28 protein-coding genes and 1 pseudogene are annotated in these 26,476 nt (G+C 72.8%); 14 read left to right on the plus strand and 15 right to left on the minus strand.

What is annotated here, in order from left to right; genetic code table 11:
- Nucleotides 1–182 precede the first annotated feature (182 nt).
- Complete coding sequence (locus tag LUZ64_RS24865; protein WP_095584861.1) at nucleotides 183–2,303, plus strand: type IV secretory system conjugative DNA transfer family protein; 2,121 nt, start codon at nucleotides 183–185, stop codon at nucleotides 2,301–2,303.
- A 455-nt stretch (nucleotides 2,304–2,758) separates the two neighbouring features.
- On the opposite strand, the gene LUZ64_RS37245 is transcribed toward LUZ64_RS24865, so the two are convergent.
- Together LUZ64_RS37245 and LUZ64_RS24870 are read right to left on the minus strand one after the other, a co-directional pair.
- On the minus strand, nucleotides 2,759–2,893 hold the full coding sequence (locus tag LUZ64_RS37245) for a hypothetical protein (RefSeq protein ID WP_267897238.1): 135 nt from the start codon (nucleotides 2,891–2,893) through the stop codon (nucleotides 2,759–2,761).
- Complete coding sequence (locus tag LUZ64_RS24870; RefSeq protein ID WP_095584813.1) at nucleotides 2,890–3,294, minus strand: hypothetical protein; 405 nt, start codon at nucleotides 3,292–3,294, stop codon at nucleotides 2,890–2,892. Before LUZ64_RS24870 ends, LUZ64_RS37245 begins: the two co-directional genes overlap by 4 nt.
- A gap of 155 nt (nucleotides 3,295–3,449) precedes the next feature.
- Between LUZ64_RS24870 and LUZ64_RS24875 the strand changes: the two genes are divergently transcribed.
- Nucleotides 3,450–4,430: a hypothetical protein gene (locus LUZ64_RS24875; RefSeq protein WP_143593454.1), complete on the plus strand. Its 981-nt coding sequence runs from the start codon at nucleotides 3,450–3,452 to the stop codon at nucleotides 4,428–4,430.
- 145 nt (nucleotides 4,431–4,575) lie between these two features.
- Here the strand turns inward: LUZ64_RS24875 and LUZ64_RS24880 are convergent, their stop codons facing one another.
- Together LUZ64_RS24880 and LUZ64_RS24885 are read right to left on the minus strand one after the other, a co-directional pair.
- Entirely contained in the window at nucleotides 4,576–5,961 is a 1,386-nt protein-coding gene (locus LUZ64_RS24880; RefSeq protein WP_095584816.1) for a dihydrolipoyl dehydrogenase family protein, read from the minus strand.
- A gap of 63 nt (nucleotides 5,962–6,024) precedes the next feature.
- A complete protein-coding gene (locus LUZ64_RS24885) occupies nucleotides 6,025–7,614 on the minus strand; it encodes an alkaline phosphatase D family protein (protein ID WP_095584817.1) in 1,590 nt (529 codons plus the stop codon).
- 168 nt (nucleotides 7,615–7,782) lie between these two features.
- Between LUZ64_RS24885 and LUZ64_RS24890 the strand changes: the two genes are divergently transcribed.
- Nucleotides 7,783–8,241 (plus strand): VOC family protein, encoded by a 459-nt coding sequence (locus LUZ64_RS24890; RefSeq protein WP_095584818.1) that lies wholly within the window; start codon nucleotides 7,783–7,785, stop codon nucleotides 8,239–8,241.
- Between the two features lie 5 nt (nucleotides 8,242–8,246).
- Here the strand turns inward: LUZ64_RS24890 and LUZ64_RS24895 are convergent, their stop codons facing one another.
- Nucleotides 8,247–9,077, minus strand: coding sequence for an alpha/beta fold hydrolase (locus LUZ64_RS24895; protein WP_095584819.1), 831 nt, complete (start codon nucleotides 9,075–9,077; stop codon nucleotides 8,247–8,249).
- A 173-nt stretch (nucleotides 9,078–9,250) separates the two neighbouring features.
- Between LUZ64_RS24895 and LUZ64_RS24900 the strand changes: the two genes are divergently transcribed.
- Entirely contained in the window at nucleotides 9,251–10,135 is an 885-nt protein-coding gene (locus LUZ64_RS24900; RefSeq protein WP_211305182.1) for an RNA polymerase sigma-70 factor, read from the plus strand.
- A 14-nt stretch (nucleotides 10,136–10,149) separates the two neighbouring features.
- On the opposite strand, the gene LUZ64_RS24905 is transcribed toward LUZ64_RS24900, so the two are convergent.
- Nucleotides 10,150–10,896, minus strand: a complete 747-nt coding sequence (locus LUZ64_RS24905) for an SDR family oxidoreductase (protein ID WP_095584821.1) — start codon at nucleotides 10,894–10,896, stop codon at nucleotides 10,150–10,152.
- Nucleotides 10,897–11,062: 166 nt separating this feature from the next.
- On the opposite strand from LUZ64_RS24905, the gene LUZ64_RS24910 reads away from it, so the two are divergent.
- Nucleotides 11,063–11,797, plus strand: coding sequence for a GntR family transcriptional regulator (locus tag LUZ64_RS24910; RefSeq protein WP_095584822.1), 735 nt, complete (start codon nucleotides 11,063–11,065; stop codon nucleotides 11,795–11,797).
- Nucleotides 11,798–12,269: 472 nt separating this feature from the next.
- Here the strand turns inward: LUZ64_RS24910 and LUZ64_RS24915 are convergent, their stop codons facing one another.
- The 3 genes from LUZ64_RS24915 to LUZ64_RS24925 form a co-directional block, all read right to left on the minus strand.
- A complete protein-coding gene (locus LUZ64_RS24915; RefSeq protein ID WP_095584823.1) occupies nucleotides 12,270–13,436 on the minus strand; it encodes an ROK family protein in 1,167 nt (388 codons plus the stop codon).
- Between the two features lie 104 nt (nucleotides 13,437–13,540).
- The gene (locus tag LUZ64_RS24920) at nucleotides 13,541–14,191 is read right to left on the minus strand and encodes a response regulator transcription factor (protein WP_095584824.1); all 651 of its coding nucleotides are present in this window, start codon (nucleotides 14,189–14,191) and stop codon (nucleotides 13,541–13,543) included.
- A 9-nt stretch (nucleotides 14,192–14,200) separates the two neighbouring features.
- Nucleotides 14,201–15,553 carry a sensor histidine kinase gene (locus tag LUZ64_RS24925; protein ID WP_095584825.1) on the minus strand — a complete coding sequence of 451 codons (1,353 nt, stop codon included), beginning with the start codon at nucleotides 15,551–15,553 and terminating at the stop codon, nucleotides 14,201–14,203.
- Nucleotides 15,554–15,661: 108 nt separating this feature from the next.
- Here LUZ64_RS24925 and LUZ64_RS24930 point away from each other — a divergent pair.
- Nucleotides 15,662–16,312 (plus strand): annotated as a pseudogene (locus LUZ64_RS24930) (ABC transporter ATP-binding protein); the annotation flags it as partial.
- An 84-nt stretch (nucleotides 16,313–16,396) separates the two neighbouring features.
- The gene (locus LUZ64_RS24935; protein ID WP_095584827.1) at nucleotides 16,397–17,140 is read left to right on the plus strand and encodes an ABC-2 transporter permease family protein; all 744 of its coding nucleotides are present in this window, start codon (nucleotides 16,397–16,399) and stop codon (nucleotides 17,138–17,140) included.
- Between the two features lie 55 nt (nucleotides 17,141–17,195).
- Here the strand turns inward: LUZ64_RS24935 and mug are convergent, their stop codons facing one another.
- The 3 genes from mug to purB all read right to left on the minus strand — a co-directional run bounded on the left by mug (nucleotide 17,196) and on the right by purB (nucleotide 19,861).
- Nucleotides 17,196–17,699 (minus strand): G/U mismatch-specific DNA glycosylase, encoded by a 504-nt coding sequence (gene mug, locus LUZ64_RS24940; protein ID WP_232390571.1) that lies wholly within the window; start codon nucleotides 17,697–17,699, stop codon nucleotides 17,196–17,198.
- Nucleotides 17,700–17,801: 102 nt separating this feature from the next.
- Nucleotides 17,802–18,245 (minus strand): large conductance mechanosensitive channel protein MscL, encoded by a 444-nt coding sequence (locus tag LUZ64_RS24945; RefSeq protein ID WP_095584828.1) that lies wholly within the window; start codon nucleotides 18,243–18,245, stop codon nucleotides 17,802–17,804.
- A 173-nt stretch (nucleotides 18,246–18,418) separates the two neighbouring features.
- Nucleotides 18,419–19,861, minus strand: coding sequence for an adenylosuccinate lyase (purB, locus tag LUZ64_RS24950; protein ID WP_095584829.1), 1,443 nt, complete (start codon nucleotides 19,859–19,861; stop codon nucleotides 18,419–18,421).
- Nucleotides 19,862–20,388: 527 nt separating this feature from the next.
- Between purB and LUZ64_RS24955 the strand changes: the two genes are divergently transcribed.
- The 7 genes from LUZ64_RS24955 to LUZ64_RS24980 all read left to right on the plus strand — a co-directional run bounded on the left by LUZ64_RS24955 (nucleotide 20,389) and on the right by LUZ64_RS24980 (nucleotide 24,736).
- Nucleotides 20,389–20,901: a hypothetical protein gene (locus LUZ64_RS24955; protein ID WP_143593455.1), complete on the plus strand. Its 513-nt coding sequence runs from the start codon at nucleotides 20,389–20,391 to the stop codon at nucleotides 20,899–20,901.
- A complete protein-coding gene (locus LUZ64_RS24960; protein ID WP_095584831.1) occupies nucleotides 20,901–21,266 on the plus strand; it encodes a DUF6907 domain-containing protein in 366 nt (121 codons plus the stop codon). Before LUZ64_RS24955 ends, LUZ64_RS24960 begins: the two co-directional genes overlap by 1 nt.
- Complete coding sequence (locus LUZ64_RS37250; RefSeq protein ID WP_267897239.1) at nucleotides 21,263–21,394, plus strand: hypothetical protein; 132 nt, start codon at nucleotides 21,263–21,265, stop codon at nucleotides 21,392–21,394. Before LUZ64_RS24960 ends, LUZ64_RS37250 begins: the two co-directional genes overlap by 4 nt.
- A gap of 122 nt (nucleotides 21,395–21,516) precedes the next feature.
- Complete coding sequence (locus LUZ64_RS24965) at nucleotides 21,517–22,899, plus strand: serine/threonine-protein kinase (RefSeq protein ID WP_095584832.1); 1,383 nt, start codon at nucleotides 21,517–21,519, stop codon at nucleotides 22,897–22,899.
- Between the two features lie 106 nt (nucleotides 22,900–23,005).
- A complete protein-coding gene (locus tag LUZ64_RS24970; protein WP_095584833.1) occupies nucleotides 23,006–23,671 on the plus strand; it encodes a hypothetical protein in 666 nt (221 codons plus the stop codon).
- A 13-nt stretch (nucleotides 23,672–23,684) separates the two neighbouring features.
- Nucleotides 23,685–24,140 carry a hypothetical protein gene (locus tag LUZ64_RS24975; RefSeq protein ID WP_095584834.1) on the plus strand — a complete coding sequence of 152 codons (456 nt, stop codon included), beginning with the start codon at nucleotides 23,685–23,687 and terminating at the stop codon, nucleotides 24,138–24,140.
- The gene (locus LUZ64_RS24980; RefSeq protein WP_095584835.1) at nucleotides 24,137–24,736 is read left to right on the plus strand and encodes a hypothetical protein; all 600 of its coding nucleotides are present in this window, start codon (nucleotides 24,137–24,139) and stop codon (nucleotides 24,734–24,736) included. The genes LUZ64_RS24975 and LUZ64_RS24980 overlap by 4 nt, the downstream gene beginning before the upstream one ends.
- Nucleotides 24,737–25,376: 640 nt before the next feature.
- Here LUZ64_RS24980 and LUZ64_RS24985 read toward each other — a convergent pair.
- The 3 genes from LUZ64_RS24985 to LUZ64_RS24995 are packed head-to-tail and all read right to left on the minus strand — an operon-like array spanning nucleotide 25,377 to nucleotide 26,400.
- On the minus strand, nucleotides 25,377–25,544 hold the full coding sequence (locus tag LUZ64_RS24985; RefSeq protein ID WP_170116953.1) for a hypothetical protein: 168 nt from the start codon (nucleotides 25,542–25,544) through the stop codon (nucleotides 25,377–25,379).
- Nucleotides 25,541–25,978 (minus strand): hypothetical protein, encoded by a 438-nt coding sequence (locus LUZ64_RS24990; RefSeq protein ID WP_095584836.1) that lies wholly within the window; start codon nucleotides 25,976–25,978, stop codon nucleotides 25,541–25,543. The genes LUZ64_RS24985 and LUZ64_RS24990 overlap by 4 nt, the downstream gene beginning before the upstream one ends.
- The gene (locus tag LUZ64_RS24995; RefSeq protein ID WP_143593456.1) at nucleotides 25,975–26,400 is read right to left on the minus strand and encodes a hypothetical protein; all 426 of its coding nucleotides are present in this window, start codon (nucleotides 26,398–26,400) and stop codon (nucleotides 25,975–25,977) included. The genes LUZ64_RS24990 and LUZ64_RS24995 overlap by 4 nt, the downstream gene beginning before the upstream one ends.
- Nucleotides 26,401–26,476: the final 76 nt, after the last annotated feature.

The following is a 26,476-nucleotide window of genomic DNA, read 5'->3' on the forward strand; positions in this document are numbered from 1 at the left end:
CTCCGCGCGATGCTCCATCACCAGCCGCACAGCCTGGCTACGAAGCGTTGAGTCAATCTTCTTGGGCATGGCGCCCATCCTCTCTGCTAGCTCACAACGGAGCGGCAGAGAAGTCGGAACGGTTCACACTACATTGAGGTGCACACTGCATGATCACGGGTTGTCAGGGGGCAGGGCTTCACATGGAAACTGACGGCATATTCGACCCGCGCGACATTGGCTCCAATCCGCCGCCGCGCCCGGCCGCGCCACCGAAGCCGAGTGCGCCGCCTCTTATGAGTGGTAGGGGCGAGGCATTTGTCGACTGGCTGCGGACCCCGCGCGCGGTCGGGGTCGCTCCCGGGACCTGGAAGTTCGCGTACCGCCCCAAGCCGCCGGAGGAGCCGGACCGGATTCCGGGGCGTCAGTTGGTCAGCGGCGCGCTGATCTCGCTGGTGTGCGGTTGGTTGGTGTGGTCGCTGTGCTGGAACGGATATCTCGGCTCCTACTGGCTGTGGCCGCTGCTGCTGTTCACCCCCGACTCCTGGAGGAAGGAAGGCGGTTCGCAGGAGTTGTTTGTCTGGTCGGCATACTTCTATTACGCGTTGTTCGCACTTGTGTTGGTTGTAGGTTTCGGGCGACTCGGGCGCTGGCAGGAGGTCGGGCGCCGGTACGTTCTCGCGCCATCTCGCCGCCTCATGGAACAGCGAGCCCCGGCTCCGAAGCCGGAGGCCGACCCGCTCGAATGGCCCGAGCTGCGGGCCGCCGGCGGCGTTGCCAGCGCTGCCGCCGACCGACTGGCCGGGGAAGCGCGCGCGGGGTTGATGAGCGACGTTGACCATGCGCGCATCGCCCGGGCCTGGGAGTCGGTACGGATCCATCCAACACGCTTCGCTGCGTTCATCGACGCTGTGCAGCGCCTGGGTGCGGCTGCCTGTCGGCATCCGTCCGGCGGGCGTGATTTGCCCGTGCGTATCGCCCGGCACGACCTTCTGACGCGCCAGGTGCGGATCGGCGCCGCAGTGGAGGATGTCCGTAATCCGTACCAGCACCGGGGCGTCGGCGTCGCTCTTGACCCAGACCTCCTGGGGACCTCGCTTGTGGCCGTCGGACCGGCCGGCTCCGGCAAGACGGCCCACCTGGTGCGGCCTGTGGTGGAGTCGCTGTGCCTGCAGGCGCTGGCTGGACAGGCCGCTGTCATCGCGGTGGGCTCTGCGGGGGCAGTGCTCGCACCCGACGATGCCTTCGACGTGATCGTCCGAACGGGCGAGACCGGCTCCCGGTACGGCCTCGACCTATATGGCGGTACGACCGACCCAGACGCCGCTGCCGGCATGCTCGCGGAGGGCCTGGTCGGCGACCTCACAGCGCTCGAGGGAGGCGGCAGCCGTCGAGCCGCGGCGGTTCTGGCACAGCTCCTCGGCCCTTACCGCGCCATCCATGGCCGCTTCCCGTCTGTGCCGGAGTTACGGGAACTGCTCGACGGCTCGCCCGCTGCCCTCGGGGCGCTTCGCTCGGCCCTGGAGAAGGCCGGGGAGGATGCGCAACTGCGGGAGCTGGACGCGCGGGAGCGGCAGTCGAGTCGGCCGGGGGACGTGGGGGCGCTGCTTGCTGATCGCATCGCGCTGCTCGACCGGCCAGCCTTCACCACCTTGTTCGACTCCACCGCAGGTGACCGCTTGTTCTCGCTGCGAGCTCTGGACCACCCTCTGCGTGTCCGCATCGACCTGCCCGCGCGCGGCCACACCGAGACATCGCGGATACTGACCCGGCTGGTGCTTGCCCAGTTCACCGAGCACGCGGTCGCTCGGAGGGATCGGTCGGTGTTCGCTGCCCTGGTGCTGGACGACGCCTCGCACACCATCACGGCCGAAGCGCTACGGGGCATCCAGCGGCTGCGCTCCGTCGGCGCGGGCGCAGTGCTGACCATCCGGACGCTCGAGGAGGTTCCGGAGCCTCTGCGCGCCCCCTTGCTCGGATCGGTCGGATGCCGAATGGCCTTCGCCGGGGTGACGACGTGGGAGGGCGCACGATTCGCCGAGGTATGGGGCAAGGAGTGGGTGGAGACCCGCGACGTGACCAACCAGCAGGTCATTGCGCATGAACCACTCACCCGCGCGAGCCACGTAGTGCGCCGTATTGTCACCGGCCGGGCGGTCACCGCAGAATCCGTGACCGTACGGAAGGTCGAACGCGAGCGGTGGTCGGCCTCCGAACTGGCTCACTCTGTCCCCGCCGGGCACGCGGTGATCTCACTGACCACGGTGCGCGGCGAGCGTGTCTCACCACTTCTGGTCGACCTTCGTCCTGGTGGCGGTCTTTAGCTGTGCTCGACAAGGAGTGTCGGCGGCGACCAAAAGTATTCCTCGTGACTCCGCTCTTCCCCGCGGGCTCGCTCGTCGCCCACTGACAGCCCCCTCAGGACACTGGTCGAGCGCTCCAGGTTCGACGATGAAGGCTTGTGGCAGGACACCAGCGCGCTCCCATGCTGTCGCCGCCCCCAACGTCGTCCATGGACGACGGCGACGGGACGACGACCTCGCAGCGAGTCCGGCAACGGGTCCGTCGCATCCGCATCGCTGGGTCCACGCTCAGCCTGCCGACGATCAGGATGACGACGGCCGCGACGAAGAGTGAGGCCACGCACGCAATGAGGCGAGGAGGACGAGCGGCGTGAGGTGAACCAGGACAGTACTCGGGTGCAGCAGACACTTGGCGAGATCGGTGAGATCGTCGAAGAAGCCTCAGGTGCTGGCGTCGATCGGTCCGTCCGGGATCTTCAGCGCGCCCGTGGTGTACCCGACGGTGAGGTCTCCGGCGGGCGGTCTTCGAGAGCGGCGAGTTCCCGGATCGTGGCGGCGATGCCGGTGGTGATCGCGGGGCGCTGCGGCGGCTCGGCGGGCGTGTTGCTCATGCTGTGGCCTCCCGGCCGGCGGGGGCGGCGGTGTCGCGTGCGTGGCCGGCGGCGATGACGGTGAGCGTGATCGTGCCGTCGACGTAGCCGCGCAGGAGGAGCTCGACGAGGGCGGCCATCGAGCGCAGGCCGTCAGCCTGGCGCCGGTTATCAGCGGTATTCCAGGTGATGTCGGTGATGTCGGCGCTGCGGCGGACGCGATCGCGGCCGTAGGTGAAGGCGGGCGGGGTGATGGTGATAGTGCCTGCGGTGTAGCCGACCAGGAGGTATTCGAGGGCGCGGGTGATGACTAGGCCCTGGTTCTTCGCCTTGTCCTGGGCGGCCGCCCAGACGGCCTCTTCGACGGAGAAGTTGCGCCGGGTGCTGGTGGTGTCGCCCTGGGGGCTGGTTGCGGCGGGCATGACGGTTCTCCTCGGGGCAGGCTCCACTCATCAGGATAGGGCACTTTTAGCGTGTAGGTTCTGGCCACTCACCAAGGATGACAACTTACACGGATTATGCGTACGCTCTAGGTGTTCCGAAAATCTTGCCGACCAGCATCACCAGGAGCACCCCCATGCCACCCACGCCCGCCACCGAGACTGTACGGCTCACGTGGCGCCTGGCGCTCGAAAACCGGTGGGTGGCCCAGATACCCCGCGCTTCCGCAGGTCAGCGTCAGTGGCGCTCCCTGGGCGGCGACTTCACCGGCTTCCTGCTCTACCTCGGCGACAAGTGCGACGCCGACGGCGTGAACGTCAAGACCCCGCCGTCAGTCCCGACCGTCGCCACGTTCACCCGGACCTCAAAGGAAACGGTCATCCGCTTCTACGCCGCCGCCGAGGCTGCCGGGCTCATCGTCATCAACCGCACGGCCAAGGGCCTCCAGCGCGGGTACCGCCTGACCTTTCCCTTGGGTGACCGCCCCGACTGGCAGGCGTGTCTCGACGTACTGCGCGACGACCGTCGGCGCATCGCCAACGAAGAGCGCCGGGGTGCCCATCCGTCCGCACGTGCGGAACGTTCGGAGCCCTCCGCACCTTCCGCACGTGCGGAACGTTCAGGCGAGGCTGCGGGGGGCGAACCTTCCGCACGTAACGCCTCCAGCGTTCCGCACGTAACGCCACAGCCTTCCGCACGTGCGGAAGCGACACGTCCTACACGTGGTGACACGTTGATGGTTGATGCCGTCCGTACAGTCGCTGTCCGCGTGCGCGAGGGTGGGATGGAAGGAGAGGTGATTCTCCAGGGGAGCGGCGACCGGGCGTGGGTTCGGTTCCGGGCCGCGCTGCCCGTCTCCGTGCGGGCGGCGGCCTATCGGCTGCCCGCACGGCATCCGGTGTGCAAGCGTGCGGCTGAAGCTGTCGCGGGCGCTCTGGTGGCTCCGGAGGTCCTGGCGGCAGCAGTGGCCGCCGAGCCGATGCCGCGGGACGCCGACGACCCCGCCGCTGTGGTAGCCGAACGCCTTCAGCGTGCACTGGACGCTCTCGCGGGCGACGCGAATGTTCGATTCGGGGCGATTGAGGACGCCTCCACGCAGGGCGATTCGTACGCGTAGCTCGTGTAGATTTATTGGTGACGGAAGTGACAAGGGCGGCTCTCACCGTCTGAGAAGCGAAGGGGCCGCCGCATTTCGCCAGCGCCCTCGGCGCCGATCACTGGACCGTGTGCTCCGGTCGTGCTCCCCGACCGCAGCCCCCGCCCTACTCCGCGGTGTCACCCGAGCGGAGGCCGGCCAGCGCCTCCTCCACACACCGGTGGAAGGTCGGATAGGCGTAGATCATGTGCCGCAGCGCCTCGACCGGCACGCCGGCCTGTACCGCCACCGCCAGGCCGTACATCACCTCGCCGCCCGCCGGCCCGATCGTGGTGGCTCCGACGAGGACTCCGCGGTCCACGTCCTCGACCAGCTTCACCAGGCCCTCGTTGCCCGCCTTGTGGATCCAGCCGCGTGCCGAGGGCGGCAGCTGGGCCAGGCCCGTGCGCACCCGCAGGCCCTTGTCCCGGGCCTGTTTCTCCGTCAGGCCCACCGCCCCGACCTCCGGGTCGGTGAAGGTCACCCTCGGCAGGGCGCGGTAGTCCGCGGCCGGTCCCGGGTCGCCGAGGACCGCTCGCACCACGATCTCCGCCTCGTACATCGCCACATGGGTGAAGGCCCCGTGCCCGGTCACATCTCCGACGCCCCACAGGGCAGGTGCCGCAAGCAGTCGGCTGTCCACGGGCAGGGCGCGGGCTGCGGGGTCCAGCCCGACGGTCTCCAGGCCCAGGTCCGTGAGGTCCACGCGGCGGCCCGTGGCCACCAGCAGTTGGTCGGCCGTGACGTCGTTGCCGCTTTCCAGGGTGACGGTGAAGGTGTCGCCGTGGTGGCGTACCCCGGTGGCCCGGGCCGCCGTCCGCACCACCACGCCGTCCCGGCGCAGGACCTTCATCAGCAGCTCGCCCGCCTCGGGCTCCTCCGCGGGGAGCAGCCCGTCCATCGCCTCCACGACCTCGACGTGGGTGCCGAAGCGGGCGAAGACCTGGGCGAGCTCCAGCCCGATCGCGCCCCCGCCGAGGACGGTCAGCGAGCGCGGCGGCTCTTTCGCGGCGATCGCGTCCCGGTTGGTCCAGAACGGCACCCCGGCCAGGCCCGGCACCGGCGGTACCGAGGGCTTGGTGCCCGTCGCGAGGACCACCCCGAGCCGGGCCTGGAACTCGCCGCCGCCGGGGCCGTCCACCACCACCCGGCCGGGGCCCGCCAGCCTGCCGCGCCCGCGGGCCAGCCGGCCGCCCTTGCCGGTGAAACGGTCGGCGGCCACCTGGTCGTTCCAGTCGTCCGTGGCCTCGTCCCGGATCCGGCGGGCCACCGGCGCCCAGTCCGGCTCGACCCGCGCCGCCCCGGCCATGCCGGGCACCCGGCGGGCCTCCGCGAGCAGGTTCCCGGCCCGGATCATCATCTTGCTGGGCACGCACCCCCAGTACGGGCACTCGCCGCCGACCAGCTCCGCCTCGACGCCGACCACGCTCAGCCCGGCCTCGGCCAGCCGCCCGGCCACGTGCTCACCGCCCGGCCCCATGCCGATGACGACGACATCCACCTGCTCGGCCATGACGCCGGACCTCCCGCTCGCACCGCTGGGCCGTTCCCACCTTCCCACCGGCACCCCGGGGCGTCACTGTCCGACGCGCCCCGGCTGGAGCACCTTGGTGAACAGCACCGCGCCCGTCTCGTCACGCAGCCGTACGGTCAGCTCGGCGCCGTCGCCGGCGATGGCGACCTCGCCGAAGAACTGGCTGTCCCGGCCGGGCGGGACGTTCGCCGTGGCGGGGGCCTTGAGGAAGACCCGTTCGGGGCCGAAGGTCGCGTCCAGGGCGTTCGCCGGGAAGCCGCCCGCGTTCAGCGGGCCCGACACGAACTCCCAGAACGGCGCGAAGTCCTTGAACGCCGCCCGCGCCGGGTCGTAGTGCTGCGCCGAGGTGTAGTGCACGTCCGCCGTCAGCCAGAGCGTGCCCGTGATCCGGCGGTGCTTGATGTGCCGCAGCAGCTCAGCGATCTGGAGCTCGCGGCCCAGCGGCGCCCCGGGGTCGCCCTGGGCCACCGCCTCGAAGTTCGCCGGGCCGTCCGGGACCACCAGGCCCAGCGGCATGTCGGCGGCGATCACCTTCCACACCGCCCGGGACGCCGCCAGCTCGCGCTTGAGCCAGGCCAGCTGACGGGCGCCCAGGATGCCCTGGGCGTCGTCGGGCCGCCGGTTGGGGGAGTTGGCGTTGCGGTAGGTGCGCATGTCGAGGACGAAGACGTCCAGCAGCGGGCCGTGCCGCAGCACCCGGTAGAGGCGGCCGTCGCCGTCCGGGCGGCGGGCCGAGAGGGGGAAGTACTCGCCGAAGGCGCGCACCGACCGGGCGGCGAGGACATCCACGTTCTTCTCGGTGTAGCGCGCGTCGTCCAGGATCTGGCCCGGGTACCAGTTGTTGCGCACCTCGTGGTCGTCCCACTGGACGACCGAGGGGACCTGGGCGTTGAAGCGCCGGAGGTTCTCGTCCAGGAGGTTGTACCGGAAGGCGCCGCGGAACTCCGCGAGCGTCTCGGCGACCTTGGACTTCTCCTCGGTGGTGACGTTCCGCCAGACGCCCCCGCCGGGCAGCGCGACGGTCGGCGGGATCGGGCTGTCGGCGTAGATGTTGTCGCCGCCGCACAGGAAGAAGTCCGGGTCCAGCCGGCGCATGTGCTCGTAGATGCGGTAGCCGCCGAGGTCGGGGTTGATGCCCCAGCCCTGCCCGGCCAGGTCGCCCGACCAGAGGAAGCGCACGTCACGGCGGCGCTCGGGGGCCGTGCGGAAGGTGCCGCGCACTGGTTGGGAGGTGCGCCGCGGGTCGTCCGGGTCGGCGAGCGTGACCCGGTAGTGCACCTGCTCGCCCGGCGGCAGGCCGCGCAGCGCCGTGCGGCCGGTGAAGTCGGTGTCCGGGCCGACGAGCGGGCCGGTCCAGCGGCGCACCCGGCGGAACGACTCGGTCGCCGAGGTCTCTACGATCATCCGGGCGGGGCGGTCCGAGCGCACCCAGATCAGACCGGAGGACGTCGTCACCTCACCGGCCTGTACGCCCCAGCCTGCCGACGGCCGGCCGCCGAGCGCCAGCGCGGGGACCGCGGTCGCGGACAGCACTCCACCTGCCGAGGCCACCGAGGCCACCGAGGCCGCCGTCGCGGCCGAGCTCCGCAGCACCGTACGCCGGCCGACCGAGGGCCCGGATCCGTATGCCATGAACCAACCTCCTGTGTCCGGCCCGCCACACCGGCCCCGGCCGCCTCCTCGTTACTATCGGCGGCACATGCCCGGCAACGGAACACACCGTGAACAGCGGGTGTGCCGGGCCAAGAAGAGCCAGGTAAGCCACGTAGAGCCGGACAGAGCCAGGAAGAGGGGGAAGCCGTGCCCGCCGACGGACACGCCCATGTGCGCATCGCCCGCCCGTCCCGCGATCTCGCCGCCGCCGAACGCTTCTGGACCGAAGGGCTCGGCCTGTCCGTGCTCTTCCGCCACGAGGCCACCGCGGACGCGCCGCCCGAGGAGGCCCACTCGCTGCTGATGCTCGGCTGGCCGAACGCCTCCTGGCACCTCGAACTGGTCGTCTCCGCCCATGAGTTCACGGAGCCCGTGCCGACCGTGGAGGACCTGCTCGTCGTCTACGTCGCGGGGGAGGTGCCGCCCGAGCTGGTCGAGCGGCTGGAGGCGCACGGCGGGAAGCGCGTCCCGGCCCACAACCCCTACTGGGACACCTGGGGCGTCACGGTGGAGGACCCCGACGGCTACCGCCTGGTGCTCTCCACCCGTGACTGGTCCAACTCCGCCGCGCCGGGCAACACCCCCGCGCCGCGCCCCCCGGCCTGAACGCGTCAGCGTGACGTGTCCAGGATGACCCGCGCCACCAGCGCCGGGTCGTCGTTCATCGGCACATGACCGCAGCCGGGCAGCCGCACCAGCCGGGCGCCGGGGATCACCTTCTTGGCGCGGACGCCCTGGCGGCGCAGCAGCACCCGGTCGGCGGTGCCCCAGGCGACGGTCACCGGGACGTCCGGCACGTCGTCGGTGAACAGCACCCGGCGGCCGGCGGCGAGGGTGGCGGCGAACCCGGTGGCCTCGCGCAGCGCCCGGGTCTCGGCGATCACCGCGTCGGGCGAACGGTGGCCGGGCCGGGCGTAGATGGAGCCGGTGAGCGCCGCCCGGCCCGCGGCCGTGCCGGCCAGCCGGGCGACGGTCCGCGGCGGCAGGGTCACGGCGCCGGCCCGCATCGCGCGCAGCACGGTGAAGGCGTAGCGGCGCTCGGCCTCGGTCCAGAAGCCGCCGGGGGAGAGCGCCGTGACGCTCCGGACGAGCTTGTCGCGGCCCAGCAGCAGGGCGAGCAGCCCGCCCAGGGAGTTGCCCGCCACGTGCGGTCGGTCGAGGTCCAGCGCCTCGAACAGGGCGCCCAGGACGGGCACCACGTGCGCGAGGTCGTAGGGGATGCCGTCGGCCAGGGCGGGGGAGCGGCCGAAGCCCGGCAGGTCGACGGCGATGACGTCGCGCTCGGCGGCGAGGACCGCGGTGACCGGGTCCCAGGCCTGGAGGTGGTGGCCGATGCCGTGCAGCAGGACGAGGGGTTCCCCGCCGCCGTGCCGCTCGTAGGACACCTCGACCGTGCGTGTCCCGTTGGGGGTGCCGATGGGGAAGGCGACCGTGTCGGCCATGGAGGCTCCTCGTCGTCCGCTCGTGATCCGTCGTCCGCGACAGGTTTTAGACAGGATGTCAGCAACGGTTACCGCTGGGTAGACCCCGTGCGGCACGGGGTCCGGTTCCGGGCGCGGCGGCCTGGCCGGGGCCCGTCTGGACAAGCGCGCATCCGTTCCGCTGGGATGGGACCGTGACCGCACGTGAGACAGTCCTGGACGCCTTCGAGGAGCACCGCTCCCTCCTGACCGGAGTGGCCTACCGGATGCTCGGCGGCTCCGCGGACGCCGAGGACGTCGTCCAGGAGGCGTGGCTGCGCTGGTCCGCCGCCGACCGCGACGACGTGCGCGACACCCGCGCCTATCTCGTACGGATCACCACCCGGCTGGCCCTCGACCGGCTCCGGCAGGCGCGGGTCCGCCGCGAGGCGTACACCGGGCCCTGGCTCCCGGAGCCGGTCGTCACCGACCTCGCCACGACCGTGCCCGACACCGCCGAGCGGGCCGTGCTGGCCGACTCCGTCTCGCTCGCCGTGCTCGTCGTCCTGGAGTCCCTCTCCCCGCTGGAGCGCGCGGTCTTCGTGCTCCGCGAGGCCTTCGGCTTCCCCCACCACGAGATCGCCGAGGCCCTCGACCGCTCGGAGCCGGCCGTCCGCCAGCTCGCCGGCCGGGCCCGCCGCCACGTCGAGGAGCGCCGACCGCGCTACACCGTGGACCCGGCCCTCCGGCGCGACCTCACCGAGCGCTTCCTCGCCGCCGCCACCGGCGGCAGCATCGAACGGATGATGGAGCTCCTCGCCCCCGACGTGCGCCTGGTCGGCGACAGCGGCGGCAAGGCCAAGGGGCCCCTGCGCGTCATCGAGTCCGCCGACAAGGTCGGGCGCTTCCTCCTCGCCGTGGCGGAGACGGACCGGCCCGCGTACGAGTACCGCTTCCTGGAGATCAACGGCGGTCCGGCGCTGCTCGTCCTGTCACAGGGCCGCCCGGACACCGTCCTCGCCCTCGACGTGGCCGACGGCCGCGTCACGGCCGTCTACCTCCAGCGCAATCCCGACAAGCTCACGGGGCTCCTCCCATAGGCCGCGCCCGCCGGTCACAGCCCGCCGGCCACCCGCAGGACGGCCCCGGTGGTGTACGACGCCTCCGGGGACAGCAGCCAGGCGACCGCCCCGGCCACCTCCTCCGGCTCGCCCGGCCGGCCCATCGGCACCCGGCCGGAGTCCCGCCACGGCCGCTCCGGGTCGCCCATCGCCGCGTGGATGTCGGTGACGATCATCCCGGGCTGTACGGAGTTGACGCGGACGCCCTCCGCGGCCAGCTCCTTGGACAGGCCCACCGTCATCGCGTCCACGGCCGCCTTGCTCGCCGCGTAGTGCACGTACTCACCGGGGGAGCCCAGCGTGGCGGCGCCCGAGGAGATGTTCACGATCGCCCCGCCCGGTCCGCCGTGACGGGTCGACAGCTCCAGGGCCGCGCGCCGGGCGCAGATCAGCGCGCCCGTCACATTGACGTCCACGACCCGGCGTATCCGCTCCACGGGCGTCTCCGTGAACCGGCCCAGCAGGCCGGTGATCCCCGCGTTGTTCACCAGCCCGGTGACCGGGCCCAGTTCCTCCCGCACCTCGTCGAAGAAGGCGTCGACCTCGCTCTCGACACTGGTGTCGACCCGTACGGCCACACAGCCGACGCCCTCGGCGCGCACCGCCTCGGCCGTCGCCTCGGCGGCGTCCCGCGCCCGCTCGTAGCCGATGCCGACGGCGTGGCCGTCCCGGGCCAGTCGCAGCGCCACCGCCGCGCCGATGCCCCTGCTGCCGCCCGTCACTACGGTGACCCGGCCCATGCGCACACTCCTTGTCGCACCATCGGATGATCAATGACCGTATCCGACCCTCCGGGGAAGGAAAGGCATTGGTCTTGACCAAGTCTGTGCGCCGTCCTATGGTCGCAGGCATACTGCAACAACCTTTAATAAAGAAGCGCGCGAAAAGCCTTTGCGGAGGATCAGGGTGGGGACCACGCAGCTGGAACCGGTGCCGGAGCCGAAGTACTGGCACCTGAAGACCGTGCTCACCGACGCACTCGACTCCGAGTTCGCCGTGGGCGAGATCCTGCCGAACGAGCGCGAGCTCGCGGCCCGCTTCGGCGTCGCGAGGGCCACGCTCCGGCAAGCCCTCGAACAGCTCGAACTGGAAGGGCGCCTCCAGCGCCGCCGCGGCGTCGGCACCACCGTCGCCCCGCCCCGGGTGGGCGTCGCCGTCGGCGACACCGGCCAGACCTGGCCCGGCACCGAGACGTGGGAGCCCGTCGACAACGTCGCGGCGGTCCCGCCCGCGGCCGTCGCCCGGCTCCTCGACACCGCACCCGACGAGGTCGCGCACACCGTCCGCCGCATCCGCCGCAGCCACGGCCAGCCCGTCGCCGCCGAGCTGCTGTACGTCCCGGCGCGCTCCGTGCCCGGCCTCACCGGCATCGACGTCCCGACCGGCCCGGCCCGCGCCCGCCTGGTGCTCCGCGAACTCCAGCGCCTGCCGCTGGAGGGCCAGGACCAGTCCGTCGAGCTCGGTTCCGCCCGCGCCGACGACGCCAAGGAGCTCGACCGGCTGCCCGGCGCGCCCGTCCTCCTCGTCACCACCCGCTACATCGCGGCCGGCCGCACCGCGGCCGTCGCCGTGGCCACCTACCGCGCGGACACCTGCCGGCTGACCTTCGGCGACGCGGGCGTGCAACTCCTGGCGGGCTGACGCCCGGCGGGCCGGCCCGCAGGCGCGCGTCACGTCCGGTGTCCCCACCCCGGACGCCCCCGGCGCGGGGCCCGCTGCCGGCCAGGCCCCGGTCGCCGGCCCCCGGGCCTCACGGGGGCCGGTGCCGCCTCCCGCGTCGTGGCGTTCCCGTGCCGGAACGCGGGACCGCTCGTAGGCCCGGCACCTTTGACGGCCGGGCCGTGGGCGCCGGTACCGCCCCTGCCGGGCACCCGGGCCTCGCAGGCCGGCCCGGTTTCGCCCACCCGTCGTGGCGTTCCCGTGCCGTGGCCGCGTCCGGCCGTCGGTCCGCCGGGCCCGTGTCCCGCATCGGCCGGGCGCCGGGACACGGGCCCGCCGTCCGGCCGGTGGGTTCCCCACCGTCCCGTGACGGTCGTCAGGTCCCGGGCGCGCCGGGACCCGCACGCCCGGTCCGCACCGGGACCGTCCCCGTCGCCGCGGTCCCATGGACCGCTCAGCGGCGGGCCGTCACCGTGCTCTCCACCGCGAACAGCTGCTCCTCCACATGGTCGAGGGCCAGCCGCAGCGCGCCCGTCGCCACCGCCGCCTCGCCCAGCAGCGACTGCACCACCTGCGGCGGACGCAGGCAGTAGCGGGCCAGCTCGGCGCGGAGCGGGCCCAGGACCCCGCTCAGACCGGCCGCCCAGCCGCCCACCACGACCAGCTCGGGGTCGAGCGCCAGCACCAGCGCGGCCACGTCGTGCACCAGCCGCCGCATAAAGCGCTCCACCGCCGCCTCGGCCCGCTCGTCCCCGGCCCTGGCCAGCGCGAAGACCCGTGCCACCTGCGCCTCGTCCAGCGGGTGCAGCGGCTCGCCCGTCGTGGAGAGGACCTCCTCCGGGGTGGCCTCCCGGCCCAGCAGGTGCAGCGCGCCGATCTCACCGGCCGCGCCCCCGTACCCCCGGTGCAGCCGGCCGCCGATCAGCGACCCGGCCCCCGGGCTCAGCCCCGCCAGCACGAACACCACGTCGTCCGAGGCCGTGGCCGCGCCCTTCCAGTGCTCCGCCACCGCGGCGGCGTTCGCGTCGTTCTCCACCAGGACCGGACATCGGAACGAGCGCCGCAACCGCTCACCGAGCGGCAGTCCGGTCCACCCCGGCAGCGCCGTGCCCAGCCGCACGGTCCCGTCGGCCTCGACGATGCCGGGCGTGGCCACACCCACCGCGCGCAGCTGGCCGCGCGGCACGCCCGAACGCCGCAACAGGTCGGAGACGGTGGCCAGGACCACGTCCAGCCGCTCGTCCGCCGGTGCCGTCGCCGCGATCTCCTGGGCCGCCGAGCCCGTCACCCGGCCGCCCAGGTCCGCCATCAGGGCGGCGATCCGGTGCGGCCCGATCTCGATGCCCAGCAGATGACCGGCCTCCCGGCGGAACCGGAAGCGCCGCGCCGGACGCCCCTGGCGCCGCGCCTCGCCCTCCTCGGCGGCTGCCTCGACCACCAGACCGGCGTCGATCAGCCCCTCGACCACGCCCTCCACGGTCGGCCGGGACAGCCCCGTCACCTTCACCAGGTCCGTGAGCGTCGGGGAGGCGGCCGGAGCCGCCGTGCGCAGCGCGTGCAGCACCACGGCCGAATTGATCCGCCGCAGCAGGGACGGGTCCCCACCGGTGAGCCGCCCCAACGTGCCGCCTCCTCGTTCCGCGCCGCTTTGCGCGCTCTTTGCTGTCTGGCGGGATCGTATCGGGTGGCGGCCGGGGCGGCGAGGTCCGGGACCGCGCCGCGCCGTCACCCCGGGGAGACGAATCCCGACTCGTACGCGGCGATCACCGCCTGGGTGCGGTCCCGCGCACCCAGCTTCGCGAGGACCGCGCTGACGTGCGACTTCACCGTCTCGGTGCCCAGCAGCAGGCTCCGCGCGATCTCCGGATTGGACATCCCGCGCGTCATCAGCCGCAGGACGTCCTCCTCCCGGGTCGTCAGCCCCGCCCGCTCCATCGCGGCGCGGGCCCGCTCGTTGCCGCGCGCCGCCGCGAGCCCGCGCAGCGCCGCCGGGAAGAGCAGCGAGTCCCCGGCGGCCACCGTCCGCACCGCCCGCACGATCTCCGCGGGGGCGGCCCGCTTGAGCAGGAAGCCGTTCGCCCCGGCGCGCAGCGCGTCGTAGACGTAGTCGTCGTTCTCGAACGTCGTCACGACCATGATCTTCGGCGGCGGGTCCACCGTGCGGAGCACGAGCCGGGTCGCCTCGATGCCGTCCATCAGGGGCATCCGGACGTCCATGGCCACGAGGTCCGGCCGCAGGGACCGCACCAGGGGCAGGACGGCGGCACCGTCGGCGGCCTCGCCGACGACCTCGATGTCGGGCTGGGCGGTGAGGACCGCGCGGAGACCGGCGCGGACGAGGGGTTCGTCGTCGACGAGCAGGACGGTTATCGGCATCGGATCACCTTAGGACGCGGCGGGCGAGGGCCATTCCCCCCGCCACTCCTCTCCGCCCCTTCCACCTTCTCCGCCCCTTCCGCCCTGTCCGTCCCTTCCGCCCTTGCCGCCCTTGCCGAGCCGGGGTCCCCGGGGCGCGGTCCCGGGCACCGGCAGCAGCGCCCGTACCCGCCAACCGCCGTCGTGCTCACCGGTCTCCGCCCGCCCGCCGAGCAGCGCCGCCCGCTCCCGGATCCCCCGCAGCCCGCTGCCGCCGCCCAGGCCGCCGGCCGCCACCGGGCACGACGGCAGCGGATTGCGGATGTCCAGCTCCAGGGTCCCCTCCCGTACCGCGATCCGTACGGACACCGGCACCGGACCCGCGTGCCGCACCACATTGGTCAGCGCCTCCTGCACGATGCGATAGCCCTCGCGGGACACCGGGCCCGGTACGGCCTCCAGCGGGCCGGTCACCTCCGCCGTGACCTGGGCGCCGGAACCCCGGGCCGCCGTCAGCAGCCGCTCGGTGTCGGCGAGGGTCGGGCGGTCGCCGGGTCCGGGGGCGTCCTCCCGCAGGGTCCGCAGGACCCGCTCCAGATCCTCCAGCGCGTGCCGCCCGGTCTCCTCGATGGCGGTCAGCGCCAGCCGGGTGAACTCCTCGGACCCCGCCGCCCGCGCCGCGCCCGCCTGCACCACGGCCACGGTCAGGGCGTGCCCGACGGAGTCGTGCAACTCCCGGGCGAGCCGGTTGTGTTCCAGCAGCCGGTCCGTGCGCTCCTCCAGCGCGGCGATCCGCTCGGCCGCCGACGGCCCGAGCAACCGCCGGGCGGCCCCGGCCGTCAGGGCACCGGCCGCGACGACGAACACCACCAGGGCCGCCAGGGGCAGCGGGGCGAGCGCCGCGTGCCACGCGCCGCCGCCGGAGGGCCACAGCGCGGACGGCCAGACCGGCGGCTTCGCGGGCGGCATGGTACCCCGGGCCGGCGCGACGAGCGCCGCGGCGAGGAACGGCAGATGCACGCTCAGGAACGCCGTCAGCATGCCCAGTTCGTAGCGCAGGGCCATCCACAGCCCCGTGCGCCACCGGTCGCCCCAGGAGACGGACGCGCTCGCGGCGACCGCCGGCGGCCGGCCGTCCCGGGCGTGGGGGAAGAGCAGCAGACGGGCTTGTGTGCCCTCGGAGAGCCGCACGCCCGGGATCGTCGCGGCGGCGAACAGGAACGGCAGCGGCAGCACCAGCAGCCACAGACCACGCGTGTCATTCATGCGCGCGAGCCCGGGGGTGACGAACGCGAAGAGCGTGCCGACCACACAGGCCATGACCAGGTGCAGCCAGCGGGTGAGGACGACGGCGCGAAGGCGCGGCCGGAACGGAGCGAGCATGCCGTCATCCTCTCAACCCCCTCCCGGCCGGGACCTCCCCCGCGTGGGGGAGGAGGTACCCGCCCGGGAGGGAGGCCGGGGGCACCTCCGCGGCGCCAGCCTGGGGGCATGAACTCGATCGACCTCGTCCGCCTCACCAAACGCTACGGCCGGGTCCGTGCCGTGGACGGCCTCACCTGCACCGTCGAACCCGGCCGGGTGACGGGCTTCCTCGGCCCCAACGGCGCCGGCAAGTCCACCACCATGCGCCTCGTCCTCGGCCTCGACCGGCCGAGCTCGGGCACCGCGACCGTGGGGGGCCGCCCGTACGCCTCCCTCGACGAACCGCTGCGGCACGTCGGCGCGCTCCTCGACGCGGGAGCGGCCCACCCCGCCCGCACCGCCCGGGACCATCTGCTCGCCCTCGCCCACAGCAACCGGCTGGGCGTCCGCCGTGTCGACGAGGTCCTCGCGGAGACCGGGCTGACGAAGGCCGCCCGGCGGCGTGTACGGACCTTCTCCCTCGGCATGCGCCAGCGGCTCGGGATCGCCGCCGCCCTGCTCGGCGACCCGCCCGTCCTGATGCTGGACGAGCCCACCAACGGCCTGGACCCGGAAGGCATCATCTGGGTCCGGGAACTGATGCGGCGCCTCGCGGCGGAGGGCCGGACCGTCCTCGTCTCCAGCCACCTGATGGCCGAGACGGCACAGACCGCCGACCACGTGCTCGTCCTCGGCCGCGGCCGGCTGCTCGCGGACGGACCGCTGGCCGGCTTCGTCGGGAGCCACGGCTCCCTGGAGCGCGCCTACCTCGAACTCACGGCCGGGGCCGTCGAGTACACCGCCGACGAGAGGTCCTGAACCATGTCCTTCACCGCCGTACTCCGCTCCGAGTGGACCAAGTTCCGCTCCGTCCGGGCCCTCGTCCTCGCCCTCGTGAGCGCCTTCGTGGCCACCGCGGGCGTCTCGGTCCTCGTCTGCGCGCTCCAGCGGGACGGCGACGACCCCGGATTCGAACCGCTCTTCGCGTCCTTCTTCGGCATCTCCTTCGGCCGGATCGCCGCCGTCTGCTTCGGCGCCCTGATGGTGGCCGGGGAGTACGGCCGCGGCTCCATCGGCGTCTCGCTCACCGCGGTGCCCCGCCGCGGCCTGCTCTACGGGGCCAAGCTGGCCGTCACCGCCGGACTCGTGCTCGCCGCCGGGCTGTTCGCGGGGGTGTGCGCCTTCTTCGTGGGCCAGGGGGTGCTCGGCGACCGGGGCGTCGGCCCCGGCGCCCCGGGCGTACTGCGCGCGGTGCTCGGCTGCGGTCTGCACCTGGCGCTGCTGGCGGCCCTGTCCGCCGGGGCGGCGGCCGTCCTGCGCAGCCCGGTCGGCACCATCGGCCTGCTCGTCCCGGTCGTCTGCTTCCTGTCCCCGGTGCTCGGCGGTGACTCAGGCTCGGCGGTCGGCAGGGTCGCGCAGTTCCTCCCCGACCGGGCGGGTCAGCAGATCCTGCACGCCGCGCCCGAGGGGCTGCTCGGCGCGTGGACGGGGCTGGGGGTGACGGCGCTGTGGGCGGCCGCGGCGGCCGGCGCCGGCTGGTGGGCGATATGCCGCCGCGACGCCTGAGCCCGTCCGGTCCGTACGGTCCGTCCGGTCCGACCGGATCCGGCCCGGTCCGGGTTCAGTCCTCGCCGTCGGCGGCGGCGCGCAGCCGCTCGTACTCCTCGGTCATCCTCGGCAGTGACCAGGAGGCGTTGAGTCCGCTGGGGTTGGGCAGCACCCAGATCCTGGTGTCACCGATCGTCCGCTCCTGCCGGCCGATCGCGGCGCGCCTGTCGTCGAAGGCGGCGCGGTAGGCCGTGACACCGACGACGGCCAGCCAGCGCGGGCGCAGCCGGGTGACCTTCTCGCTGAGGATCACGCCGCCCTCGCGGTACTCCTCGCGGCTCAGTTCGTCGGCGCGCGCGGAGGGGCGCGCCACCACGTTGGTGATGCCGAGACCGTATTCCAGCAGCTCCTCCTGCTCGGCGGGGGCGAGCCGGCGCGGGGTGAAGCCGGAGAGGTGCAGGACGGGCCAGAAGCGGTTGCCGGGGCGGGCGAAGTGGTGGCCGGTGGCCTCGGACATCAGTCCGGGGTTGATGCCGCAGAACAGGACCCGGAGGTCCTCGGCGATCACGTCACCGATCACGGGGCGGCCCCTCCTGGCTCCTCGGGAAGACGGTCGTCCCGAGGATACGTGAGGCCGTGCGTCCCGTGATCGGGCGGATCCCGGCCCCGGGGCCCGCTCCTACGCGGGCCGCGCCGGGCTCACCGGCGGCTGCTCCGAGGCGCAGTGCAGACACTTGGAGGCGGCCTCGGGCAGGTCCTCGGACAGACAGGCCGGGCAGGTCTTGAGGGGGCCGGGCTCGTCGAAGACGACCTGGCCGCGCCGGGCCTGTACGTGCTTGTAGGGCACGACGATGAAGAAGTAGACGACGGCCATGAAGATCAGGAAGTAGATCACCGCCGAGAGGAACGACCCCAGGTCGAGATAGGTCGACCTGTTCCCGGGCCGCCCGAGCTGCCAGCCCAGGCCCATCGAACGGCCGCCCTGGAGGCGGGTGATGACCGGGTTGACCACGAAGTCGGTGAACGCCTTGATGAGGGTGCTGAACGCCAAGGCGATGATCAGACCGACGGCCACGGTGACGATGTCACCGCGCATGACGAAGTTCTTGAAACCCTTGAGCACGGTCGGCTCCCTAGCGTCGGACGTCCGATGAGGCACGCAGAACGCTACATTCCAGACATAGCGGTCAAGGGGTGCGGCGCGCGCGGGCCGGGCGGACGCCGGTACGGCCGAGGGGCCGGTGGAGATGTCCACCGGCCCCTCGGCCGTTCACGGGGAGCCGTGCTCCGCGGGTGTCAGAGGATCGACCCCGGGGCGTAGCCGGCCGCCTCCGGGTACCGCTTGGTGATCTCCTCGACGCGGGAGACGACCTGGCCGACCTGCGCGGCGGCGGCACCGGTGAAGGACAGCTTGTCGGCCATCAGGGCGTCCAGGCCGGCCCGGTCCAGCGGGATGCGCTCGTCGTCGGCGAGCTTGTCGAGGAGCTCGTTGCGCTCGGCGCCCTGCTCGCGCATCGCCAGCGCGGACGCCACCGCGTGCTCCTTGATCGCCTCGTGGGCGACCTCCCGTCCGACACCCGCGCGCACCGCGCCCATCAGCACCTTGGTGGTGGCGAGGAAGGGGAGGTAGCGGTCCAGCTCACGGGCGACGACCGCCGGGAAGGCGCCGAACTCGTCGAGGACGGTGAGGAAGGTCTCCATCAGGCCGTCGAGCGCGAAGAAGGCGTCCGGCAGGGCCACGCGGCGCACCACGGAGCAGGAGACGTCACCCTCGTTCCACTGGTCGCCCGCCAGCTCGCCGGTCATCGAGGCGTAGCCGCGCAGGATGACCATCAGGCCGTTGACGCGCTCGCAGGAGCGGGTGTTCATCTTGTGCGGCATCGCGGACGAGCCGACCTGGCCCGGCTTGAAGCCCTCGGTCACCAGCTCGTGCCCGGCCATCAGACGGATCGTCTTGGCCAGCGAGGACGGCGCGGCCGCCAGCTGCACCAGCGCGGTCACCACGTCGTAGTCCAGCGAGCGCGGGTAGACCTGGCCGACCGAGGTGAAGGCGTGCGCGAAGCCCAGGTGCGCGGCGATCCGGCCCTCCAGCTCGTCCAGCTTCGCGGCGTCGCCGCCGAGCAGGTCGAGCATGTCCTGGGCGGTGCCGACCGGGCCCTTGATCCCGCGCAGCGGGTAGCGGGCGAGCAGCTCCTCCACCCGGCCGAAGGCGACCAGCAGCTCGTCGGCCGTGGTGGCGAAGCGCTTGCCGAGCGTGGTGGCCTGCGCGGCCACGTTGTGCGAGCGGCCCGCCATGACCAGCTCCGCGTGCTCACCGGCGAGCCGGGCCACCCGGGCCAGGACGGCGACGGCGCGGTCGCGCACGAGCTCCAGCGAGAGGCGGATCTGGAGCTGCTCGACGTTCTCGGTGAGGTCGCGGGAGGTCATGCCCTTGTGGACGTGCTCATGGCCGGCGAGGGCGTTGAACTCCTCGATCCGGGCCTTCACGTCGTGGCGCGTGACCTTCTCGCGCTCGGCGATCGAGGCCAGGTCCACCTGGTCCAGGACCCGCTCGTAATCGGCGAGGGCGGCGTCCGGCACCTCGATCCCCAGGTCCTTCTGGGCGCGGAGCACGGCGAGCCACAGCTTGCGCTCCAGCTTGACCTTGTACTCGGGGGACCAGAGGACGGCCAGCTCGGTGGAGGCGTAGCGGCCGGCGAGGACGTTCGGGATGCGGGGCTTCAAAGACGCAGCAGTCACGTGACCGGAGTTTACCCGCCGTCCATGGCGTGTCGGTTCCGTCCACGGCGGGGGCTGAGCGGCAGGTCAAAGGACCCCGACCGCCGATGCGCGGTCGGGTCTGTGAGACGGATGTGAGACGTCTGAACCCCCGCCCAGGCGGGGGCTCAGGCAGCCGAGGTCAGGTCACTCGGTAGCTGGCTGTCTCTTTGGAGGCTCAGCGGCAGCCGGGCGCGGAGGTCTTTGCGGCAGCTCGTCGATCTCGTGCGTAAGCCAGCGCAGGAAGTCCCGAATCACTTCTCCGCGCTTCCGTGTGCCGACGGCCTGGCCCGCCTTGTCCCACAGATCCTTGTCGACCCGGACCGTCTGGCGGGGGGTCTTCTCCACGTTCGGCATGTCCTGAGGTTAGCCCTTGCGGTGTCATGACACCAGGGCTAGCGTAGGTGTCATGACACCGGGGCTTCCCCGGAAAGTCAGCAGCCCCGTGACCGGTGTGTCCGCACCAGTCCGGGGCCTAGGTCAGAACCCTCCGCAAAGGGAGTCTCACCATGAGCACGACTGTACCCATTCCCACGCCTTTCGCCGAGCGGTCCCCGCGTGTGAAGGCCACGGCCCGTTCGCCCAAGGGCAAGCGGACCGAGACCGTCGGCACCCCCGTTCGCGTCGAGCCCGCCGTGGCGGGCACGACCGCCCCGGTCGTCCTGGAGGAAGCGGACCTCGACGCGAACATCTACGTCGTCTTCTCCGAGCACCAGAACGTGGTCCGCGCCGCGTACGACCCCGCCCAGACCCCCCGCGCCATGGCGGAGGCCGTCCTCCGCGCCGAGCTGGGCCGCCGTCACGGCCGCCCGGTTGGCGCCGTGATCACCGTCGGCGGTGTCCTGGTCCTGGCGAAGCTGCCCGCCGGGGAGCCGATCCGCCTCACCACCGGCGCGGACGGGCGGACCCGGTTCGTCCTCGACACCGCCCAGGTGCCGCTCACCGAAGCGCTCCGGCTGCTTCAGCAGGTGCGGGCCGAGAACGGCGAGATGGACCGCGAGCCGGTGAGGGCTGGCACCTGATGGGCGCCACCACGGTCACCGTGCGCACCCTCGGCGCGGGCCTGGTCACTCTGGCCGAACCGGCCTGGTGCCTCGGCCACCACCCCGAGGGCGGCCACCGCGTCGACATCGCCCACCAGGGCCCCGAGACCGCCATCGGCTTCCACGGGTTCGGGATCCTCGCCGCCAGCCTCGTGGCCTACCCGTTCGCCGAGACCCGGGACCCCGCCCCGGCCGTCGCGGTGGACATGGGCGGCGACTGGCTGACCCTCGACGCGGAGGGCCTGGACGCCCTGGCCGTCGCGCTCGTCGACCACGCCGCCAAACTGCGCTCCCTGGCCCGTCAGTTGTCCGCGCTCCTCGCCGCCGGGGAGGTGCCCGGATGACCGGCAAGCCCCCGTGCCCGGCCTGCGACGGCGAGGGGGGCCGGGTGGAGGAGACCACCCGCAAGGGTGTCGTGCTCCGCACCTGGCGCACCTGCAAGACGTGCCGGGGAAGCGGGGTGCGCTCCTGATGGCCACCCGCTATCCCGTGTGCCGCTCCGGCGGCCCCACCCGCTGAATCCAGCGCAGCCCCGCCCGTTCTGGCTGCTGCGCCCCGGGCGGGGCTCCTCTTCCCGTACTTCACGGAGCACTCATGGCTGTTGACGTACCCGCCTTCTGGGCGAGTGCCTCCCCGTACCTGCTCACCGTCCTCGGCGTACTCGCCGCCGTACTCCTCGCCGCCATCTACCGAACCCGCCAGGCCCGCGAGACGGTCGGCCGTGTTCCCGCTGCGGTCGTCGTCGCCGCGATCGGCGCGGTGGTGTGTACGGCGTACTCCGCCGACACCTCGTGGAACTTCGCCGGCGACCACCTCGGCATGACCTCGACCGGTGAGCGGGCGATGATGTTCGCCGCCGCCGAGCTCGGCCTGTTCGCCATGGCGTTCATGGCACGCCAGAACCTCCGCACGGACGGCGCCCCGGGTACGCCCGGCGTCCTGGTGTGGATCGTCACCGGGGTACAGGTGATCCCGGCGTACTCCGAGTCCGGCATCGTGGCCGGTACCGTCCGCGCGTTCGTCGGCCCGGTGATGTCCGCCCTGCTGTGGCACCTCGCAATGGGGATCGAGCTGCGGCACCGCACGGGAGCCGATTCCCAGTCCTTCCCCGCCATGCTCGCCCGGGAGGCGCGGGAACGGCTCGTGTCCTGCCTCGGCCTCGCGCAGCGCGGCCGGGACGCCGAGCAGATCACCCGGGACCGGTGGACGCGCGCCGCCACCGTGCGCGCCGCCCGTCTCGCCGATCTCAAGGACGCCGGCGCCTGGCCGTGCCGCATCCGCCGGGCCCGCCGCCGCCTGGCCGTCGCCGTCGACCGCACGGACGCGGGCGTACTCCCGGAGCAGCGGACCGTACTCCTGGAGCGGATCGGCGCGTACCGGCACGCCAGCCAACTCGCCTCCATTGCCCTGCCCTCCCCCTGGCAGGCCCCGCCCGTACCCGAGGCCGGGGAAGTGGAAGTCGAGCGCGTATCCGCGCCTATCCCCGCGCCCGAGATGTACCCGGAGCTTCCCGCACGCGCCGTCCAGGAGCCGCCGAAGCTGACCGCGCCCGAGGACCACCGGCAGGACCGCGCGGAGACGGACAAGCACCCTGGCCCGCCTGTACCCCGGGCCGTACCCGCCCGCGTCCGGCTGCTGCCGATCGTGGCCCGCCCGGCTGGACAGCCGGAGCCTGGCACGGTCGCCGCCGAGGCCGCGCGTACCCGCCTCGAAGTACACGCCGAGTACGTACCCGACCCGATCATCCCGCCCGTACCTGAGGGGCAGGAAGGGGACGGGCCCGACCCCATCGAGGGGCCCGTCGACGATAGTCCGCCCCCGCCCGCCGAGGACACCCTGACTCCTCAGGCCCGGGAAGACTTCGCCGCCATCCTCGCGGCCGGGAACGTGCCGTCCATCCGCGGCCTGAAGACCCGCTACGGCATCGGCCAGGCCCGAGCGGCCCGGATCAAGACCGAGCTTGAGAGGGCGGCGTGACCTCCCTCCTCGTCGCCCCGCGGGCCCTGCGCCCGGTGCTCGCCACCACCACGTTGATCACGCTCGCCGTGGCCTACGTCGCCGCGCTCTTCCACTGGGGAACCCCATGACCGAGCAACTGATTCCGCCCCCGCCCGCGCACCCGCCGACGATCGGAGCCCCGGCACCGGACTGGTGGGACGACCTGTACGCCGACGAGGCGCCGCGCCCGTCGCGACCGGTGGCCCCTCGTCTGCCGGACTGGTGGAGCCCGAAGCCCGCGTTGCCGGAGCCCGAAGCGGACCAGGACTCGGAGGCGTACCCGGAGGAGGAGCCCGCGGCCGAGGACGACGAGCCCGAGCCGGACCCCGAGGCCAACGAGCCCGAGGAGGAGCCGGAGGAGGAACTGGAAGAGCCGGAGCAGCCGCGCGAGCAGCGGGCCCCTCGCAGCCCTATCCGTGCCGTGCTGGACACGGTCACCGATGACCCGAAGCGTCGGCGTCAGCTCGAACTCCTCGCCTACAACGGCTCGGCGGCCGGGACCGGGTGGTGGCTCGGCATCGGCCCGTGGGTCCACGACTCCCTCATCTTCTACGGCCAGCACGACACGCCCAACGGGGTCTACGTCGGCTGCGGCGTGATCGCCGTCGCCGCCCTCGCGGAGATCCGCTCCCACAACTGGCGCGGCCCCAACAACCACATCGCCATGCGGCTCCTGGGCTGGCTCGCCCGCATCCCCCTCGCCACCGCCGTCCTCGCCCTCGCCCTGTACACCCCCGACGCCCGCTTCTGACCGGAGGAACACGATGCACGACGACATCACCCTCGCCGCCGCCAGCACGGGCGCGGAGATCCTCGGCAGCCTCGGCACCGGCGGCGTCGCCGGAGTCCTGACCACCGCCCTGATCCTCGGCACCCGCGACAAGGCCGAGCACCGGTTCAACAAGGTCCAGGCCGTCACCTGCGGCCTCGCCGCCGGCACGGTATTCACCGCAGCCGGCCACGTCTGGGGCATGCCCAATGACCTCACCCTTGGTGCCCTGCATGCCCTCCACGTCGGCAACGGCACGGGCCCGCTCGGCGACGTCCAGCCTGGTGCAGTTGCCCTGGTACTCGTCCTGATCGCCTACCTGGTCAAGCTCAAGCCCCGCACCGCTGGGATCAACGGCCTGGCCATGGCTACCGTCTTCGCGAACGCGGGTGGCGGCTGGGCGATGATCGCGGGAAGCCTCGGCGAGTTCGCCGTGGGGTTCGCCTCGTGAAAGCCGTCGCGCTCAATCTCGTCCGCGGGTCGTGGGCCCTGACCTACCGCACGATCGGCCGTGTCTGTGCCTGGTGCATGGCGGGCGAGGGAGCCAGCAAGGTCTGGCGCGCCCTCGCGCTCGTGATCGGCGTCGGCACCGCCTTCCGGCTGACGGGGTCCTCCCCCATCGTGGCCGGCGGTGTGTACCTCGCGTGGCTCGGGGTGGCCTGGATGCAGTCGCCCCCGCTCGCCGCAGAGCCCGAGGACGAGGTGGACGAGGCTGTCGTCCCAGCTGCCGAGGCGGACGAGGAACCGGACGGCGAGGAGCCCGTTGCGGCGTCCGCCGATCCCCTCGAACCGGCCGAGTTCCTGGCCCGTCTCCGGGCGCTGATCGGTGACCGGAACGGGGTGCTCCTGCGGACCGTCGTCGCCGACCGCCACGAGGCTGGCGCCCCGGCCGACTGGGGAGTGCCCGAAGCACGGGCCCTGTGCACCGCGCTGGGGGTGCCCGTGAAGGACTCCATCAAGGTGGCCGGGGACACCTCCGTCGGGGTCCACAGGACCGCTCTCCCCTCGCCTCCTCCATGGAGGCCCCCGAGGAGGGTAGTTCGGTAGGTAGTCCACCTGTGACCTGCGACGACTACCCGTCAACTACCCGCGTACCCGACTCGACTACCGGCATAGCTACCTCGGTTCGACGTCTCTTCCGGCGGTGAGCCGACGCCGATCCGCAGACCGATGACGAACAGATGCCCCCCGCTCCCGGACGCCTTGGGAGCGGGGGGCATCTGCGTTCTCGGATCTTCGCGGAGGGGAGCCACCACGATCACCAGGGGTCGGGACTGGTGCGTACCCATACCGCCAGGGTGGGCATCAGTGCCCACCCTTGGACCGATGGGTACTCGCTGGTGAGTACCCCTTCCTCGGCCTATTCCGTCGCCTGGTGCGCCCGCTGCGGGACGTGTGGAGTTTCCCCACGTCCCGTCTGGCTCTTCAGGCTCTGTCTCGCAGGTTTTCAGATCTGAAAACCTCGTCGTCACATGCACACCACACCTTTCCCGACGAGCAACGCGACGGCCCCCAGGGTGCGGATGCGCGCAACGCCACCCCGGGGGCCGTCCTTGTGCCCGTGCCCGCCATCGGGACGGGTGCCGGCGCCCCTCGCACGAACGCGCCGTCCACGGGCAGCAGGGGGCGTGCCCCGCGCCGCCGCCTGGGGGGCGGGACGGGCCCAGGGCACGCCGGTCTCGGTGGGTCATTCGGTCAGTTCGTCCCCGAGCCGTACGGCATCGTCCAGCGCGCCGCGAAGCCGCTCGACGAGGAGCACTAGGGCCACCGGTTCCATGGCCGCCAGGTCGGCCGCACGCGCCTCCCGTAACGTCTCCCGGTCCATGGCCAGGCGGGTGGCCTGCGAGGGCGTCACCCGTAAATCCCTCCGGCGAGCCTGCGTCCGTGGCTGAACGCGGCACCCAGGTCTATCGGGTCGGTGAGGCGGCCGGACTCGTCAGGCTTCTCCAGCCAGATCCGGCTGTGTATGTACTCGTTGGCAGGCGGACACGGCAGGGGCCACCGCGGTGGGCGCACGATCAGCATCGGCAGGTCGGCGAGTTGCTCCTCCGCCCCGTCTCCCACGAGCCACCAGACCACCGATACCTCGGCGTAGGCCAGGACGGGGCCCAGCTTCCCGGACCGGCGCAGGATCTGCATGGCGTCGATGGACCGGATGAGCGGGGCTTCCACGGCCCTCCACCCGGTGCCGGCGACCGCGGCGAGTTCCCCGGCCTGCCAGGCTCGGCGGACCGTGTCCGGGCTCGGGGAGCAGGATGCGAGCCACGTCGTCCCGGGGTGCTCGCTCACGAGATGCCCCGCGCGGTGCCGAGTGCGCTGCGCAGTTGCTGCGGGCGGACGAGGGGTTCGGGGCGTGAGCAGCGGGGCGGGGTGATCCAGTGGAGGCCGACCGTGTCGGCGTCGAGGGTGCCGTTGACGCCGACGTAGCAGCACTGCCCTAACGGCGTGGTGTCCGGTTCGGCCCAGCGGTCGGCGGTGCCAGCGGGGACGAGAAAGTACAGGCGGGGCTCGGGACCCTGGGGATCGCAGATGATCGGCCCGGTGTGCCCGTCGGTGATCTGCTTGAGGCGGGCCGCGGTGGCGTAGCCGAGGGGCCCGTCGACGGCGATGGCGTCCCACCAGCGGCCGGCGCCGACGGCGTCGATGACCCTCTCGGCGGGTAACCACGGCGGGCGGGTACGGCGAGGCACGGAAGTGACGGGCGTTCTCATGGCCGGGACCGTACGAGCAATGTTTGCGACCCCGTGCTGCGATTGCGCGGTATTGCGAAGCCGGTGGTCCGGCTTT

Source organism: Streptomyces albireticuli, from assembly GCF_021228125.1.
Classification (GTDB): domain Bacteria; phylum Actinomycetota; class Actinomycetes; order Streptomycetales; family Streptomycetaceae; genus Streptomyces; species Streptomyces albireticuli.

Bases quoted from the DNA above. Each gene is read 5' to 3' on its own strand.
- LUZ64_RS24880 (WP_095584816.1), bottom strand. From the start codon at position 5,961: ATGGCCGAGCAGGTGGATGTCGTCGTCATCGGCATGGGGCCGGGCGGT.
- LUZ64_RS37250 (WP_267897239.1), top strand. From the start codon at position 21,263: ATGACCGGCAAGCCCCCGTGCCCGGCCTGCGACGGCGAGGGGGGCCGG.
- LUZ64_RS24955 (WP_143593455.1), top strand. From the start codon at position 20,389: ATGAGCACGACTGTACCCATTCCCACGCCTTTCGCCGAGCGGTCCCCG.
- LUZ64_RS24905 (WP_095584821.1), bottom strand. From the start codon at position 10,896: ATGGGCCGGGTCACCGTAGTGACGGGCGGCAGCAGGGGCATCGGCGCG.
- LUZ64_RS24925 (WP_095584825.1), bottom strand. From the start codon at position 15,553: ATGCTCGCTCCGTTCCGGCCGCGCCTTCGCGCCGTCGTCCTCACCCGC.
- LUZ64_RS24965 (WP_095584832.1), top strand. From the start codon at position 21,517: ATGGCTGTTGACGTACCCGCCTTCTGGGCGAGTGCCTCCCCGTACCTG.
- LUZ64_RS24995 (WP_143593456.1), bottom strand. From the start codon at position 26,400: ATGAGAACGCCCGTCACTTCCGTGCCTCGCCGTACCCGCCCGCCGTGG.
- LUZ64_RS24935 (WP_095584827.1), top strand. From the start codon at position 16,397: ATGTCCTTCACCGCCGTACTCCGCTCCGAGTGGACCAAGTTCCGCTCC.
- LUZ64_RS24960 (WP_095584831.1), top strand. From the start codon at position 20,901: ATGGGCGCCACCACGGTCACCGTGCGCACCCTCGGCGCGGGCCTGGTC.
- LUZ64_RS24970 (WP_095584833.1), top strand. From the start codon at position 23,006: ATGACCGAGCAACTGATTCCGCCCCCGCCCGCGCACCCGCCGACGATC.
- LUZ64_RS24975 (WP_095584834.1), top strand. From the start codon at position 23,685: ATGCACGACGACATCACCCTCGCCGCCGCCAGCACGGGCGCGGAGATC.
- LUZ64_RS24870 (WP_095584813.1), bottom strand. From the start codon at position 3,294: ATGCCCGCCGCAACCAGCCCCCAGGGCGACACCACCAGCACCCGGCGC.
- LUZ64_RS24920 (WP_095584824.1), bottom strand. From the start codon at position 14,191: ATGCCGATAACCGTCCTGCTCGTCGACGACGAACCCCTCGTCCGCGCC.
- LUZ64_RS24885 (WP_095584817.1), bottom strand. From the start codon at position 7,614: ATGGCATACGGATCCGGGCCCTCGGTCGGCCGGCGTACGGTGCTGCGG.
- LUZ64_RS37245 (WP_267897238.1), bottom strand. From the start codon at position 2,893: ATGAGCAACACGCCCGCCGAGCCGCCGCAGCGCCCCGCGATCACCACC.
- LUZ64_RS24875 (WP_143593454.1), top strand. From the start codon at position 3,450: ATGCCACCCACGCCCGCCACCGAGACTGTACGGCTCACGTGGCGCCTG.
- LUZ64_RS24895 (WP_095584819.1), bottom strand. From the start codon at position 9,077: ATGGCCGACACGGTCGCCTTCCCCATCGGCACCCCCAACGGGACACGC.
- LUZ64_RS24865 (WP_095584861.1), top strand. From the start codon at position 183: ATGGAAACTGACGGCATATTCGACCCGCGCGACATTGGCTCCAATCCG.